Source organism: Photobacterium arenosum, from assembly GCF_014841115.1.
Lineage (GTDB): Bacteria > Pseudomonadota > Gammaproteobacteria > Enterobacterales > Vibrionaceae > Photobacterium > Photobacterium arenosum.
Map to the genome: position 1 here is coordinate 94,849 of NZ_JACYTP010000006.1, position 15,310 is coordinate 110,158.

The 15,310-nt window shown below is 51.8% G+C and carries 15 protein-coding genes; 11 read left to right on the top strand and 4 right to left on the bottom strand.

Annotation, left to right across the window (positions count from 1 at the left end; genetic code table 11):
- The first annotated feature begins 2 nt into the window (after positions 1-2).
- Together IFO68_RS11335 and IFO68_RS11340 are read left to right on the top strand one after the other, a co-directional pair.
- The gene (locus tag IFO68_RS11335; protein ID WP_192015981.1) at positions 3-1,169 is read left to right on the top strand and encodes a peptidoglycan DD-metalloendopeptidase family protein; all 1,167 of its coding nucleotides are present in this window, start codon (positions 3-5) and stop codon (positions 1,167-1,169) included.
- A gap of 48 nt (positions 1,170-1,217) precedes the next feature.
- Positions 1,218-1,937, top strand: a complete 720-nt coding sequence (locus tag IFO68_RS11340; RefSeq protein ID WP_192015982.1) for a divergent polysaccharide deacetylase family protein — start codon at positions 1,218-1,220, stop codon at positions 1,935-1,937.
- Positions 1,938-1,993: 56 nt separating this feature from the next.
- Here the strand turns inward: IFO68_RS11340 and tdh are convergent, their stop codons facing one another.
- The 3 genes from tdh to IFO68_RS11355 all read right to left on the bottom strand — a co-directional run bounded on the left by tdh (position 1,994) and on the right by IFO68_RS11355 (position 5,060).
- On the bottom strand, positions 1,994-3,025 hold the full coding sequence (gene tdh / locus IFO68_RS11345; RefSeq protein WP_027250583.1) for an L-threonine 3-dehydrogenase: 1,032 nt from the start codon (positions 3,023-3,025) through the stop codon (positions 1,994-1,996).
- Positions 3,026-3,088: 63 nt separating this feature from the next.
- A complete protein-coding gene (locus IFO68_RS11350) occupies positions 3,089-4,282 on the bottom strand; it encodes a glycine C-acetyltransferase (RefSeq protein WP_192015983.1) in 1,194 nt (397 codons plus the stop codon).
- A 130-nt stretch (positions 4,283-4,412) separates the two neighbouring features.
- Complete coding sequence (locus IFO68_RS11355) at positions 4,413-5,060, bottom strand: TetR/AcrR family transcriptional regulator (protein WP_192015984.1); 648 nt, start codon at positions 5,058-5,060, stop codon at positions 4,413-4,415.
- Positions 5,061-5,244: 184 nt separating this feature from the next.
- On the opposite strand from IFO68_RS11355, the gene rfaD reads away from it, so the two are divergent.
- The 8 genes from rfaD to waaA all read left to right on the top strand — a co-directional run bounded on the left by rfaD (position 5,245) and on the right by waaA (position 13,373).
- Positions 5,245-6,189: an ADP-glyceromanno-heptose 6-epimerase gene (gene rfaD, locus IFO68_RS11360; RefSeq protein ID WP_192015985.1), complete on the top strand. Its 945-nt coding sequence runs from the start codon at positions 5,245-5,247 to the stop codon at positions 6,187-6,189.
- Positions 6,190-6,260: 71 nt separating this feature from the next.
- Entirely contained in the window at positions 6,261-6,989 is a 729-nt protein-coding gene (locus IFO68_RS11365) for a glycosyltransferase family 25 protein (RefSeq protein ID WP_225445186.1), read from the top strand.
- 49 nt (positions 6,990-7,038) lie between these two features.
- Positions 7,039-8,370, top strand: a complete 1,332-nt coding sequence (locus IFO68_RS11370; protein WP_225445196.1) for an O-antigen ligase family protein — start codon at positions 7,039-7,041, stop codon at positions 8,368-8,370.
- Positions 8,367-9,047 (top strand): glycosyltransferase family 32 protein, encoded by a 681-nt coding sequence (locus IFO68_RS11375; protein ID WP_192015987.1) that lies wholly within the window; start codon positions 8,367-8,369, stop codon positions 9,045-9,047. The genes IFO68_RS11370 and IFO68_RS11375 overlap by 4 nt, the downstream gene beginning before the upstream one ends.
- A gap of 61 nt (positions 9,048-9,108) precedes the next feature.
- Positions 9,109-10,074: a lauroyl-Kdo(2)-lipid IV(A) myristoyltransferase gene (gene lpxM / locus IFO68_RS11380; RefSeq protein WP_225445187.1), complete on the top strand. Its 966-nt coding sequence runs from the start codon at positions 9,109-9,111 to the stop codon at positions 10,072-10,074.
- Between the two features lie 19 nt (positions 10,075-10,093).
- On the top strand, positions 10,094-11,134 hold the full coding sequence (gene waaF, locus IFO68_RS11385; RefSeq protein WP_192015988.1) for a lipopolysaccharide heptosyltransferase II: 1,041 nt from the start codon (positions 10,094-10,096) through the stop codon (positions 11,132-11,134).
- Positions 11,134-12,105: a glycosyltransferase family 90 protein gene (locus tag IFO68_RS11390; RefSeq protein ID WP_225445188.1), complete on the top strand. Its 972-nt coding sequence runs from the start codon at positions 11,134-11,136 to the stop codon at positions 12,103-12,105. Before waaF ends, IFO68_RS11390 begins: the two co-directional genes overlap by 1 nt.
- Positions 12,102-13,373 carry a lipid IV(A) 3-deoxy-D-manno-octulosonic acid transferase gene (waaA, locus tag IFO68_RS11395; protein ID WP_192015989.1) on the top strand — a complete coding sequence of 424 codons (1,272 nt, stop codon included), beginning with the start codon at positions 12,102-12,104 and terminating at the stop codon, positions 13,371-13,373. The genes IFO68_RS11390 and waaA overlap by 4 nt, the downstream gene beginning before the upstream one ends.
- Here the strand turns inward: waaA and IFO68_RS11400 are convergent.
- Entirely contained in the window at positions 13,370-14,086 is a 717-nt protein-coding gene (locus IFO68_RS11400) for a 3-deoxy-D-manno-octulosonic acid kinase (RefSeq protein ID WP_192015990.1), read from the bottom strand. The genes waaA and IFO68_RS11400 overlap by 4 nt on opposite strands.
- Positions 14,087-14,258: 172 nt before the next feature.
- Here IFO68_RS11400 and IFO68_RS11405 point away from each other — a divergent pair, with 172 nt between their 5' ends.
- Positions 14,259-15,302: a glycosyltransferase family 9 protein gene (locus tag IFO68_RS11405; RefSeq protein WP_192015991.1), complete on the top strand. Its 1,044-nt coding sequence runs from the start codon at positions 14,259-14,261 to the stop codon at positions 15,300-15,302.
- The last annotated feature ends 8 nt before the right edge of the window (positions 15,303-15,310 follow it).

The following is a 15,310-nucleotide window of genomic DNA, read 5'->3' on the forward strand; positions in this document are numbered from 1 at the left end:
ACATGCGGGAATTATTTTATAGTGCAATCTGTACACTCCGCGCCAGTGCCTTAGGCACTGGCGCTTTGCTATGCCTGGCGTTCAGTGCCTCCGTGTCTGCCGACGGCCAGAATCAGCTTGACGGCATGAAACAGGAAATAGCACGGCAACAAAAACAGCTGAGCGATAAAAAACAGCAGCTCAACGATGTCCAGAAAACCCTGAAACAACAGGAGCTGGCCATCGCCAGAGCGGCCGGCAATATTCACGCCGCCGAGCAAAAAGTCGACGGTCTGATACGCTCTATCAGCCAGCTGGAAAAAGAACAGCAGGCACTGCTACAACGCCAGATTGGCCAGCGTGAACTGCTGAAAGAACTGCTCACCAGCCAGTACAAAATGGGCAAATCCTCGCCGCTCGCCAACTTACTGGGCGAAAGCGACCCTGCCCGGTTAGACCGCATGGCCATCTACGCCTCACATCTCAGCCAGGCTCGCAGCCATGCACTGGATGAACTGGCCGCCACGGATACCGAACTGCAGCTCAAAAAACATCAGTTAAGCGAACAGCGTAATGAGCAGCAAACCCTGCTTAGCCAGCTGAAAAAAGACAGGGCGACACTGCTGGGCAGCCAGCAGGCGCGTAAAAGCACGGTCAGGGAATTGCAGGGCCAGTTGAACGCAGATAAACGCTACTTAACTGAACTGAAAAGCAATGAATCACGCCTGATCACCGAAATTGCCAAAGCCCGCAAAGCGGCCGAGGACGCGGCGCGTCAGGCCAGAGTCAGTATGGATGGACTGGGCAAATACAAAGGTAAATTGCCCTGGCCGGTTTCGGGCAGAATTCGCCACGCATACGGTAGCCCGCTTCAGGGTGAGCTGCGCTGGAAAGGCATGGTGATCGGTCAAGCTGTGGGCAGCGAAGTAAAAGCCGTACATGGCGGGAAAGTCGTCTTTGCCGACTGGTTGCGCGGCTACGGCCTGATGGTTGCCGTGGATCACGGCCAAGGCGATATGACCTTCTACGGTTATAACCAGACCGTGCTGAAAAAAGTGGGTGATACCGTGCAGCGTAACGAAGCCATTGCCTTGGTTGGCGACAGCGGCGGGCAGGAATCACCGGGACTGTATTTTGAAATCCGCCGTAAAGGCACGCCAACCAATCCGCAGCCCTGGCTGACCCGTTAACCGCATTTATGACACGCAGCACCCGGTAGCAGAACAAGGATGGTTCGAATGAAGGGGTTATTCAGTGTAGGGCTGGTCTGGCTGTGGCTCTGGGCATCGCCGGCACAAGCGGCCAGACTGGCGATTGTGATTGATGATCTGGGTTATCAGCATATGCCCTCCCCGTTATCAGCACTCCCGCCACAAATCAGTGTCTCCATCTTGCCCGAGACCCCTTATGACCAGCTGACCGCCCACCAGGCCCGGCGGGAATTCAGAGACGTGCTGCTCCACATGCCGATGCAGCCGAGCAGGACTGCGCCGCTCGAAATGACCACCCTGACCGAGGCCATGAGCAAGGAAGAACTTCAGAGTAAGCTCCGCTATGCGCTGACACGCGTGCCGGGCGCGGTGGCGGTCAATAATCATATGGGCAGTGCCCTGACCCAGAATCCGACCGCGATGGGCTGGGTGATGGAAGTGCTGAAACAAGAGCATCTGGCCTTTCTCGACAGCCGCACCACGGCCAGGTCCGTCGCGCAATCGCAAGCTCAGGCGGCACACATTCCCGCCCTGCGCCGCCATGTTTTCCTGGATCATGTCCCGACCGAAACCTTCATCCGCCGCCAGCTGAAACAGGCCGTCTTACAGGCGAAAAAACAAGGCACTGTGATCGCGATAGGCCACCCGCACCCAATCACACTATCGACACTCACTGCCATGCTGCCCGAAATTCAGCAACAGGTCACCCTGGTTCGCTTGTCTGAGCTGTTTCCCGCCGGCAGCTGACAAAAAAACGGTGTGCCGAGGCACACCGTTCCGTTTGTTTGCATCTGAGGGGGAAATCAGTCCCAGCTCAGAATGACTTTACCGGACTGGCCGGAGCGCATGACATCAAAGCCCTGCTGGAAGTCATCCACATTATAGTGGTGGGTAATGATTGGGCTCAGATCCAGGCCAGACTGAATCAGGCTCGCCATCTTGTACCAGGTTTCGAACATTTCACGGCCATAGATACCTTTGATCACCAGGCCTTTGAAAATCACCTGAGTCCAGTCGATACCCATGCTCGATGGCGGAATGCCCAGCATAGCCACCTTACCGCCGTGGTTCATGCTCGACAGCATGCTGTTAAACGCAGCAGGCACACCCGACATTTCCAGACCGACATCGAAGCCCTCTGTCATGCCCAGCTCTGCCATCACGTCTTCCAGCTTTTGCTCTGCCACGTTGACCGCACGGGTCACACCCATCTTGCGGGCCAGATCCAGCCGGTATTCGTTCACGTCAGTAATCACGACATGACGGGCACCTACGTGCTTGGCAACCGCCGCCGCCATGATACCGATAGGGCCGGCACCTGTGATCAGCACATCTTCGCCTACCAGGTCGAAAGACAGCGCAGTGTGCACAGCATTGCCGAACGGGTCAAAAATCGACGCCAGATCGTCAGAAATATTGTCCGGGATCTTGAATGCGTTGAACGCCGGGATCACCAGATACTCAGCAAAGGCCCCTTCACGGTTGACACCCACACCGATAGTGTTACGGCACAGATGGGTGCGGCCGCCACGGCAGTTACGGCAGTGGCCGCAAGTGATATGGCCTTCGCCGGAAACACGGTCACCGATGTCAAAACCACGGACTTCCTGGCCAATCGCGACCACTTCACCCACGTATTCGTGACCCACCACCATAGGCACTGGAATCGTATTTTGTGACCACTCGTCCCAGTTATAGATATGGACGTCAGTGCCACAGATAGCGGTTTTCTTAATCTTGATCAGCAGATCGTTATGGCCCAGTTCAGGCTTGTCGACCTCTGTCATCCAGATGCCTTCTTCTGGCTTCAGTTTTGCTAATGCTTTAATTTTCATGATGCTTTCCACAAGTAGCCCAGAAGCGGTATCACACCGCTCCTGCAGCAAATTCAGTGATTATCAGATGATGCCCATCTCTTTACCAATGCGAATAAACGCATCGATAGTATTATTCAGCTGCTCTGCGCTGTGCGCGGCAGACATCTGAGTACGGATACGCGCCTGGCCTTTCGGCACCACAGGGTAAGAGAAGCCCACCACGTAAATGCCTTCTTTCAGTGCACGCTCAGCAAACTCGGCGGCTACTTTAGCATCACCCAGCATGATTGGGATAATGGCATGATCGGCACCTGCCAGCGTGAAGCCGGCATCAGACATACGGGTGCGGAACTGCTCAGCATTTTTCCACAGCGTTGCACGCAGATCGCTGCTTTCTGCCAGCAGATCCAGCACGCGGATAGAGGCTGACACAATCGCCGGGGCCAGCGAGTTAGAGAACAGGTAAGGACGAGAACGCTGGCGCAGCCAGTCGATCACTTCTTTCTTACCTGCGGTATAACCGCCTGACGCTCCGCCCAGGGCTTTACCCAGCGTACCTGTGATGATATCGATACGATCAATCACATCATGATATTCATGAGTACCACGGCCATTGTCACCCATAAAGCCTACGGCGTGGGAATCATCGACCATTACCAGCGCATCATACTTGTCCGCCAGATCACAGATAGCCGGCAGGTTTGCTACCACGCCATCCATAGAGAAGACACCGTCGGTTACAACCAGCTTGTGGCGCACACCGGCTTCATTGGCAGCGATCAGCTGCTGCTCCAGCTCGGCCATGTCATTGTTGGCGTAGCGGAAGCGTTTTGCTTTACACAGACGTACACCGTCGATGATAGAAGCGTGGTTCAGCGCATCAGAAATAATGGCATCTTCAGGGCCGAGAATGGTCTCGAACAGACCTGCATTTGCATCAAAACACGAAGAGTAAAGGATAGTGTCTTCCATGCCTAAGAAGGCCGACAGCTTACTCTCCAGCTCTTTATGTGCGTCCTGCGTACCGCAGATAAAACGCACTGAAGCCATACCAAAACCGTGCTCATCCATGCCTTGTTTGGCAGCCTCAATCAACGCCGGGTGGTTAGCCAGACCCAGGTAGTTGTTGGCACAGAAATTCAATACCTGATCACCACTGGCAATCGCAATATTGGCTTCCTGAGCAGAAGTGATTACACGCTCACTTTTGTATAATCCTTCTGCTTTCACTTCCTGAATCTGATCGGCGATCTGTTGATAAAAGGCAGCTGACATCTTGCTCTCCAAACATGTAAAGGCGTATTTGCCACTTTTAGCGAACAACCTACTATTAAATTAGCAATCATTCGCCACAATGTTACAAAGTTTGCCGGATTCTAAGAGCTAAACTCTACTCAGTCGACAACTATGAAACATCCCGCTCCACTTGATCACAATAATGTGATTCAAGTTGAAGAACGACATCCCGCCCCTCCATACTGGTCAGAGGTCTTATTACTGAAAGCATCTGCAGCACCCCCTGATAGATGACAGCTTTGGTAATTTTAGCCTCAGGTGCCTGCGCGGTCTGGTAACTGATCCAGCTGGTTGCCACCAGCTTGAGCGTGGTTGCCAGGCTAAGCAAATCATCATCGTTCAGGGTGACCAACCCTAAGGAACGAAAATGGCGCATCACCACCATGATATCCTGATGGAGGTTTTCCTGCGCTTCCAGATACTTATGCTGTAGCACAGGATCCCGGCTGAGAATGTCGGGCAGATTGGCGTAGAAGAAACGGTAACGCCACATCAGCATAAATACCGCATCGAGATATTGCAGCAGGCTGTCAGCAGACAACACCGCCTCTTCCCGCGGCTGGAAGCGAACCCGCAAATCCTGAGCGTATTCATCAAAAATACTGTGTATAATCTCTTCTTTATTACGAAAATGGTAATACAGGTTGCCTGGGCTGATGCCCATATATGCCGCAATATGGTTGGTGGTGACGTTGGGTTCCCCTCCGTCATTAAACAACTCCAATGCAGCATGAATGATTTTATCGCGGGTTTTCATAAGCCTCTCACTTGCGTCGCCCTGGGCAGTCTCGGTTTGTTATCTTATGTGGGTCAAAATCAAGATCAACAAACCCTGATGATGTTATCATAACTACTGACTAAATTTTGACGCGGTGGTGCAGTTCTTCTGCTACGCTTCTGGCCTCTTACTACCGGGTCCATCTGACAAAACTGGAAGTGCCATGATTATAGTGACTGGTGGCGCCGGCATGATCGGCAGCAACATTGTAAAAGCGCTCAATGAACAAGGGTATAGCGACATTCTGGTCGTCGACAACCTCAAAGACGGTACCAAGTTCGCTAATCTGGTCGATTTGGATATCGCCGATTATATGGACAAAGAAGATTTCATCACCCAAATCATGGCGGGTGATGACTTTGGCCCGATTGAAGCCGTCTTCCACGAAGGCGCCTGCTCTGCTACCACAGAGTGGGACGGCAAATACATGATGCTCAATAATTACGAGTATTCCAAAGAGCTGCTGCACTTCTGCCTGGAGCGCGAGATCCCGTTCCTGTATGCCTCTTCCGCCGCGACCTACGGCGGCCGTGACCGTGATTTCATTGAAGAAAAAGCCTACGAAGGTGCGCTGAACGTTTACGGTTACTCCAAGCAGCTGTTTGACAACTATGTCCGCCGCCTGTGGCAAGACGCCGAAGCGCACGGTGAAACGCTGTCACAAATCACCGGTTTCCGTTACTTCAACGTCTACGGCCCGCGTGAGCAGCACAAAGGCAGCATGGCATCAGTGGCTTTCCACCTGAATGAACAAATTGCAAAAGGCGAAATGCCGAAGTTATTCGAAGGGTCAGACACCTTTAAACGCGACTTCATTTATGTTGGCGATGTTTGCAAAGTGAATTTGTGGTTCTGGCAAAATGGCGTCTCTGGCATTTTCAACTGCGGCACTGGCCGGGCAGAAAGTTTTCAGGCCGTAGCAGATGCAGTCATCAAGCATCACGGTAAAGGTCAGGTAGAATCTGTCCCGTTTCCTGAGCACCTGAAAGGCCGCTATCAGGCCTATACTCAGGCAGATCTGACCAAAGTCCGTGCCGCGGGTTATAACGAAGCGTTTAAAACCGTTGCCGAAGGCGTCGCTGAGTATATGGCGATTCTGAACAACTAATTCTAACAAACCTTTCAGCGACACCCTGATTCGCTCTGGGTGTCGCTGACTTGTATAAAAAGATTGATTTGATGACTATACCAACTTTCGTTGTCAGCTTAGCGCGGTCTTCTCATCGCCGTGAGCACATGCAAACGTTAATGGCTCAGGCTGAGGTTCCTTTCCAGTTTTTTGATGCCGTTGATGGCATTGACTCTGAACATTTCCTGCACAGTGAAAAGGCTACACCAGCGCTAACCTTCAAACGAAAAGGCTATCAATTGGTCACGGCTGAAGTTGCCTGTTTTGCCAGTCACTATGCCCTGTGGGAAAAGTGCCTTGAACTGGATACGCCAATATTGATCCTCGAAGACAATGTCAACGTGCTGGCTGACGACGTTCACTCCGTGCTGGCTGACATTCAGCCATACATTGAACAATACCATTACATTAAACTGTCAGCGCATCAGCCAAATACATTTAAAGCCCTGTTTGCTGTCTCAGATACCCACTCAATCGGTGTTTACCGAAAAGGCACCTGCGGTACCAGCGCTTACATCATTACACCGGTTGCCGCAAAAAGTTTCCTGGACAATGCCCAGCTGTTTATCGAGCCGGTCGACGACTATATGGAGAAGCCCTGGCGACACGGCATTCATGCCTACCATGTCTATCCGTCAGTGTTTGAACGCTCGCAAACTGCGACTACAATTGGCTCCACCCGCAAACAGAAACAATCTGTGGGATTCTCCCACAAACTGTACATCGAAGGTTTCAGAACATATGAAACTATTATGAGAAAGCTGAAAAGCATAAAATAAAAAATAATCAGCCTTATCAATATGACCCACTATTTCAGAGCAATCAGTGATGCAATTTAACGCGCAAATAAAACGACTCATCAACTCTCGGGGCTTTTGTCTGGCGATGCTGTGCTGCATTGTGGGCTATGTGCTGTTCAAGCGCTCTTACCGCGAAATAGGCGATATCTTTCAGTCAGTCTTTTTGCTGGCGTCCGTGGCAGCCTTATTTGTCGACAGAAAACAGTTCGCCAAAGATAAAATGTTGTGGGCACTATTCTTTGCTATCGCTATTCAGATACTCAGCTGGGCCAATTCGCTGATAGACATACCTGAACTCGCCTATTCCAGCCCGCATATTGGTGTGTTAGCTGACCTGTTTGTCTTTATTTTTGTTGCCTATTGGCTGAAAGGATCACTCAACAATGTTTACCTGATCTGGTGGGCTATGTGCCTGGGAATTTTGCTGGCGTTTTACAGCCATTCCGACATTGTTCAGCAGGTGCAATTGGGGCTCCAGGGTGTTCGCATCGATTTCAATATCATCAATGCCCAGTATCCGGCCATGTACAGCGGAGTTGGCTTTCTGCTCTCCTCCTTCTTTCTGGTGAAGTACCTGTGCCTCAGTGTCCGGACCAGAAAGGCTCAATATATTGCTCTTTTCTTCTCTGCGCTGCTGCTGTTTATTGCCTTTGTTTTCGTAGTGATTACTACCCAGTCCCGTCAGGTTTGGGTCGGTTTGCTGGCAGCCTATGTTATAGGCACGGTTCTTTATGCCATATTACATAAAGAAAAGCTGAATAAGATCATTCTGGCAGGTTCATTGTCTCTGTTAGGATTTGCCTTCTACTCCTATGCCAGCATGCCTTTAGTCCATGACAGAGTGCAAAGAGAGATGGGAACCGCCACCAGCATAGTCACTAATGGTGACATGTCTAAAATACCGTTCAACAGTGCGGGTACGCGCCTGCATTTATGGTACGAGTCCATCAAATGGATCAAAGAAAGACCACTGCTGGGCAGCGGCTACAACACCCGTGAGACGGTCATTAAACAGGCAACGCATTTTCCACCCAATATCCATAAGTATTTCACGCACCTGCACAGTTCGCACATCGAACTGCTGGTCTCCTACGGCATCGTTGGCCTGGCGTTAATGTATTTTGTCTTCGGATGGGTCATTCGAAGTACTCAAGTTGCCCCAGAGAAACGCGGTATCAACGAGGTTCTGCTGATTTCTGTACTGTTTACTGTTTACTGGCTGACCGTAAACCTGTTCGAGTCATTCTTCTTTTCCAATAATGGTCAGTGGATCCATAACGTGATGTTAGGCAGTTGTTATACCTTCTACCTCACGTATAAACTGAACCGTTTACCGCCTTCAGAACAAGCGAGCTCATGATTAAAAGAATCCACGCCATCTGGCTTGGCAATAAAATGCCACCATTAGCCTTCGTCTGTATTGATGACTGGAAAAAACAAGGTTTTGACTACACCCTGTGGACTGAAAAAAATCCGCTGCTTCAGCAATGGATCAGCGAATGCCGGTTTGCAAAAGAGTGTTACGATAAGGGCCTGCTGGCCTTTGTCACTGATTATCTGCGATTGAAAATTCTCCAGCATGAGGGCGGACTGTATCTGGATGTGGATGTCACCATCCAGCAGGATCCTTTCCCGTTATTTGACAATTGTCTGTTTTCAGTAGGTTATGAAACGGAGGCGCTGCTGGGCACCGCAGCTATCTATGCAGAGCCGCACTCGACGATTCTGAATCAACTCATTCAATTCTATGAGAATGACATTTATCAGTCCCCGCTGTATATGGGCCCTGACATCATGACTCACTTCCTGATCGAGAAAGCCCTCAGCAACACTGAAAGCAGCCAGCTTTACCCGGTAGCCTATTTTTATAACTATCAGGGTGAACCCATGCATTTTGAAAAGCCCGCCAATGCTTATCTGACACACTGGTTTCAGCACAGCTGGAAAAAGTCGAAAGGACTGGTGTTTTTAAAATCCAAGCACATGGGACTACTGGGGAAATTCTACGTCTGGCAGAAGTATTTTTTCCGTACATAATCATGCCGCTCCTGTTTCCAACCGGTTGATTAGAGTTTACAGCTAAAAGAGAGAGCATCTTTTGACTACAGTCCGAACCCGCGTATCACAGGATGAACTGGCACCAGGCTATCGTCCGTCTTTCCAGTGGTCTTTTTTGCACCCCCGGCATTGGGGAACTTGGATCAGTATTCTGCTGTTAAGCCTGCTGGCACTGTTGCCCTGGAGAATCCGCGATCCAATCGCTGGCTTTCTGGGGTTGCACATAGGTCGGAAAGTCAAAAAAGCACGGCACCGTGCCAGGGTTAACCTGACACTGTGCTTTCCGGAACTGACCGATCAAGAACGGGAAGAGAAAATCGACGCCATGTTCACAGTCGCCGCCAAAGTGGTTTTGGCCATGGGCGAATTGTTGTTCAGAAGTCGCCGCCATCTCCAGCAGCGCACTGAAGTTTTTGGTCAGGAAAATATTGATAAAGAAGTTGAAGCAGGCAATCCTGTCATTATTTTAGTCCCTCACTGCTGGGCCATTGACTTTCCGGCTATCTACTGGGCATCACTGGGTCTGCCTGTCGCTGCTTTGATGCAGCCTCAACATCGCCAACCCGTTTTCGACTGGTTAATCAGTTGTCAGCGTCTGCAGTATGGGGGAATTTGTTATGCACGAGAAGGCGGATTAAAGCCTTATTTTCGTGCAATCAAGTCAGGTTTTCTCGGCTATTACCTGCCTGATGAGGACTTCGGGCCAGAGCAGAGCCAGTTTACTGATTTCTTTGCGACTCAAAAGGCGACATTTTCTGGTCTGGGTAAGATTGCCAAACTGACAGGCGCCTCCGTAGTACCTATGATCCCTGTATACAACACGACAAACGGTAAATTTGAGATTCATATCTCCCCGGCACTGAAACCACTTCCGGGGCCTGATGCGCAGCATGATGCCAATTTACTGGCAAACGCACTGGAAAAAATGGTCGCCCCCTATCCTGAGCAGTACATGTGGAATCTGCAATTGCTGAAAACACGCCCTGATGGCAGCAAACCCTACTGAAGTTAATGAGCAGCGTCATATGAAAATTCTTATTATCGGTCCATCCTGGGTTGGCGACATGGTGATGTCGCAATGTCTGTATACCAGTCTGAAACAGCGGTATCCGCAGGCTGAGATTGATGTGCTGGCACCGGCCTGGTGCCGGCCTATCCTGGAGCGCATGCCCGAGGTGCACCGCGCGCTTGAGATGCCAATCGGCCACGGTGAATTTAACCTCAAAGGTCGCTACCGGATTGGGCGCTCTTTGCGTGAACATGGCTATGATCAGGCGTATATCCTGCCTAATTCGGCGAAATCTGCGCTGATCCCGTTTTTTGCCCGCATTCCGGTCCGTACCGGCTGGAAAGGAGAAAGCCGCTACGGTTTGCTCACTGACCTGCGTGGCAACAAGCGTGATTTCGGCCTGATGATCGAGCGCTACTGCGCACTGGCTTATCCCAAAGCGAACATGACAGGCAGTGCGGCGCTGCCACTACTTCCCAAGCCGGCACTGACGGTTGACAGTCACAATCAGGCCAGCGCAATGAAGCGCCTGGCGCTCAATAGCGATCGCCCTGTGATTGGCCTTTGCCCGGGGGCGGAATTTGGTCCGGCCAAACGCTGGCCTGACGCCTATTTTGCTCAGGTCGCGCAGAGAATGATTGAGCAGGGTAAACAGGTCTGGCTGTTCGGCTCGGCAAAAGATCAGCCTGTCACCGCCGCTATCAAACAAGCCCTTCCCGCTGAATTACAAGCTTTCTGCCACGATTTAGCCGGACAAACCAGCCTGATTGAAGCGGTTGATCTGCTCGCTGCCTGCCATACGGTTGTCAGTAACGATTCGGGGCTGATGCATGTCTCCGCGGCGGTTGGCTGTAGAGTGGTCGCTATTTACGGCTCGACCTCACCAGACTATACCCCGCCACTGGCAGAACAGGTCGCCATCGTATATACAGATATTGAGTGCCGTCCGTGCTTTAAACGTGAATGTCCCTACGGGCACCTTAAGTGCCTGAAAGACTTACCGGCAGATCGTGTCATTCAAGCCATTGACGACCTAACGACTCCCAAAACAGATTAATGATGACCTTGATACAACGACATAAAAATAACAAAGTCGCTTTTTACAGTCGTAACATACTGCGCTCTCTGACGCCCAAGCTAATCTACCATCGCAGGTTACAGTACCTGCTGAATACGCTGGACAGCTACGACAGGCAGTACATTGTCTCCAGGGTCAATTACTACCTCAAGCACAATGACGCATTCTCATTGCCCGACGATAAAGCCGTATCCATCAAGCGCTATCGCAAAAAAGGTCAGAGTGCCTATTATTACGATCTGAAAGAATACCTGCATTACTTTGATCGGCACTTCAAAGTGACCTACCGCTTTGGCGATGACACCCACCTGGAACCTTACCCGTTCCTGGTCAAAGCCAGACCTATTGCCGGTGACAATGCCAACGCCGTTTTATTTAAGCTCAATAAAGTCCGCCACTTTAATTTCATTGAAGATTCGCTGAGTTTTCGTGAAAAAACTGACAAGGCCGTCTGGCGCGGTGCCGCCTACCAGCCCCATCGTGCCAGCTTCGTCAGGCAATACTACAATCATCCCCTTTGTGATATCGGCCAGACCAACCCAGGCGACACACCGCAGCCGTGGGATAAAGGCTTCATGTCGATTGCTGAGCAGCTCGGTTATAAATTTATTCTCTGTATCGAAGGCAACGATGTCGCCACTAACCTGAAGTGGGCCATGTCATCGAACTCTCTGTGTATGATGCCCAAACCTAAATACGAGACATGGTTTATGGAAGGAACACTCAAGGCTGGGGTCCATTATGTCGAGCTGAAGGATGACTTTTCTGATTTAGAAGAAAAGATTCACTACTACAATCAGCACCCTGAAGCGGCCGAGGCTATCATTGCCAATGCTCATGAGCACGTCCACCAGTTCTGTCATCCGCGGCAGGAGAAACTGATAGGTCTGCTGGTACTGAAGAAATATTTCGAACTGTCCGGCCAATGGCAACGGGAAGCGAATAAGTGATGCTGCGCTTTCTCTACACCTGCCTGCTCGCTGTAGCGGCTCCGATGCTGCTGGTGTCACTCTATAAAAAGCGGCCGGGTGTCCCGCCTATTGGTCAGCGCTGGAAAGAGCATTTCGGGGTCAGTCCTCAGGTGCAGGGCCAGCGTCCACTTTGGATACATGCAGTGTCCGTCGGGGAAACCCTGGCTGTCACGCCGCTGATCAAAGCCCTGAAAGCCCAATATCCCGATTTACCGATACTGCTGACGACCACAACAGCCACGGGGGCAGAACAGGCCGCACGCCTCGGATCACTGGTTGAGCACCGCTATATGCCGCTCGATTTTCCCTGGGCACTGCGCCGCTTCATCCGAATACAGCAACCGCGGGCACTGTGCATCATGGAAACTGAGCTCTGGCCCAACACGCTGGCGGAAACAAAGCATGCCGGCCTGCCCGTCACTGTGTTCAACGCCCGCTTATCTGAGCGCTCCTGCCAGCGCTATGCCAGAGTACAACCTCTGTTTAACCTGCTTGCCCATAAACTGGATCAGGTATTATGCCAGCATCAGGATGATGCCGAGCGCTTCATCCGCTTAGGCGTTTCGCCGGAAGCGGTACAGATTACCGGCTCTATCAAGTTTGACCTTGCTTTACCTGAAGGGCTGGAACAGGCCAGCGAAATACTGAGAGATGAGCTGGGCAGCCAGCGTCCGGTGTGGATTGCCGCCAGCACCCACCAGGGCGAAGATGAGCAGGTACTTGAGGCGCACAGACAGATTTTACGCCGCCATCCTGACGCGCTGCTGATTCTGGTGCCAAGGCACCCCGAGCGATTCGACCCTGTCTACGCGCTGATTGATCAACAGGGTTTTACCGCCGCCCGCCGCACTCAGAGCAATGAGCCGCTGGCCGGTAAACAAGTCTATCTGGCCGACACTATGGGCGAAATGATGCTGCTGCTCGGCGCCTGCGATCTCGCGTTTGTCGGCGGCAGCCTGCTGGGCAACAAAGTCGGCGGTCACAACTTACTTGAGCCTGCCGCACTGGCAAAACCTGTTCTGAGTGGCCCGAGCTATTACAACTTTACCGACATTACCACTCAGCTGTTAAACGCGGGTGGCGCAGAAATCGTCGGCAACAGCGAGGAATTAGCGCGCGCCGTGTCACGCCTGATGGCGGATAAAGCAGAACAAGCCAAGACAGGCCAGGCCGCCCTTGACGTGGTAAAAACCAATCAAGGTGCCATAGCGCGCACCTTGCATGCACTCTCTGCCAGCCTCAATTAATCGGCAGGCGATCGGCGGTAACCTGACAACAGTTGCTGCCAGTCGCTTTCCTGCCAGTGAATACCGGCTTTATCGACTTCTTTGACAAAAGAGCGGCGCAGCCGGGACAAGTTGTCCTCCTGCCAGCCATCATCGTCACGATGAATACTGCATTTATCAAAATCGATCAGCCAGATCTGCTCTTGATTATCCAGCAAAATATTGTGCGCATTCAGGTCAGTGTGATTAACCCGGCAATCGTGCATACGGCGAATCATGTCGCCCACCGCCTGCCATTGCCCGGCTGACAAGGCGCCCTGCTGCAAACGAGCCACCAGGTCAGTCGCCTGCGGTACTTTTTCTGTCAGCAGATCAGCCCGATAGTAAGGCCCGGATTTACACACCCTTGCCGCGACGGGTCTCGGCACTCTGACGCCCTGCTCCACCAGATGCTGCAACAGGGTAAATTCAGCCATGCTGCGGCAAGTTGACCAGGTGTTAAACCAATACTGATCTTTCACCAGCTTACCGAACAGCCCGCCACGGAAGTAATGCCGCAATGCCATATCGATCTGTTCGCCGCGCACAAACCAGGTGGTTCCCCGCCCTTTGGCACTGCCCAGCACAGCCTGCTGACGCTGCCAGAAATCCGGCTCAAAGCACTGCCAGGGATCTTCTGCCAGCAAAGCAGGGTCAAACATGACCTGGCAGTTATCTTGCTCCCGTATTTCCATTGCGCGGTATCCCAAACTACTGAAAAGATCTATTTTATACAGGTTTGTCCGTGCCCGTCATGGGATAGACAGAATCTTTGCACAGTGTTCGCGCAATCACGCTGATTCCGGCATGCTATATGTATATAATTCCCAACACACAATCACATCTATTCCGTTGAAAGCAGGTGTCATGACATTATTCCACTCCGCTCCCCAGTCTTTGTGCATCCTGCGCCTGTCGGCGATTGGTGATGTCTGCAACAGTATTGCCATGGCACAGGCTATCCAGCGGCAATGGCCTCAAACGCGCCTGACCTGGATCTGCGGTAAAGCAGAGGCACGGCTGCTGAAAGATTTACCGGGCATCAGGGTGATCATCTTCGATAAAAAGCAGGGCTGGCAGGGTTACAAAGCTGTCTGGCAGGCACTCAAAGGCGAACGTTTTGATGCGCTTTTGCATATGCAAACCGCCATTCGTGCCAGTATCGTCAGTCTCGGTATCAACGCCAGATACAAGCTGGGATTTGATGCCGCCCGCAGCAGCGATCTTCAGCAGCTGTTCACCAATGTGAAAGTCCCGTCACCGGATTCCCCCCATGTGCTGGATGGCTTCATGCAGTTTGCCGCCACTCTGGGCGTTACCGATCTGACACCTAAGTGGGATATCCCTTTATCTGAAGATGACCACCGTTGGGCCGATCAGCAAATCCATCAGGACGCAACATTGGTCATCACACCCGCAGCCAGTAAAGGCTATAAAAACTGGACGCCGGAAGGGTATGCCGAATTAGCCCGCCATGCCCGCCAGCAGGGCTATGAGATCATTCTGGCCGGCAGCCCGGCAAAGATTGAGATTGATCTGGGCAATGCCATTGAAGAAAATCTGAATTTTCCGATCACCAACCTGATTGGCCAGAGCAGCCTGAAACAACTGCTGGCCCTGCTACAGAAAGCAGCACTGGTGTGCGCGCCGGATACCGGCCCGGCCCACATGGCGGTGGCTGTCGGTACCCCGGTGCTGGGATTGTATGCCCACCATAACCCCAAACGTACCGGCCCTTACCTGTCACGGCAGTATGTAGTGAGTGTATACGATGAATGCATTGCGGCCGAAACAGGTAAAGCCCCTGAGTTGCTGCCCTGGCGCAGCCGGGTCAAAGATGACGCAGCGATGAAACGTATCACGGCAGAGCGCGTCATCGCTATGTTCGACAAAATTACCTCTGAACTGTGATCGTATGC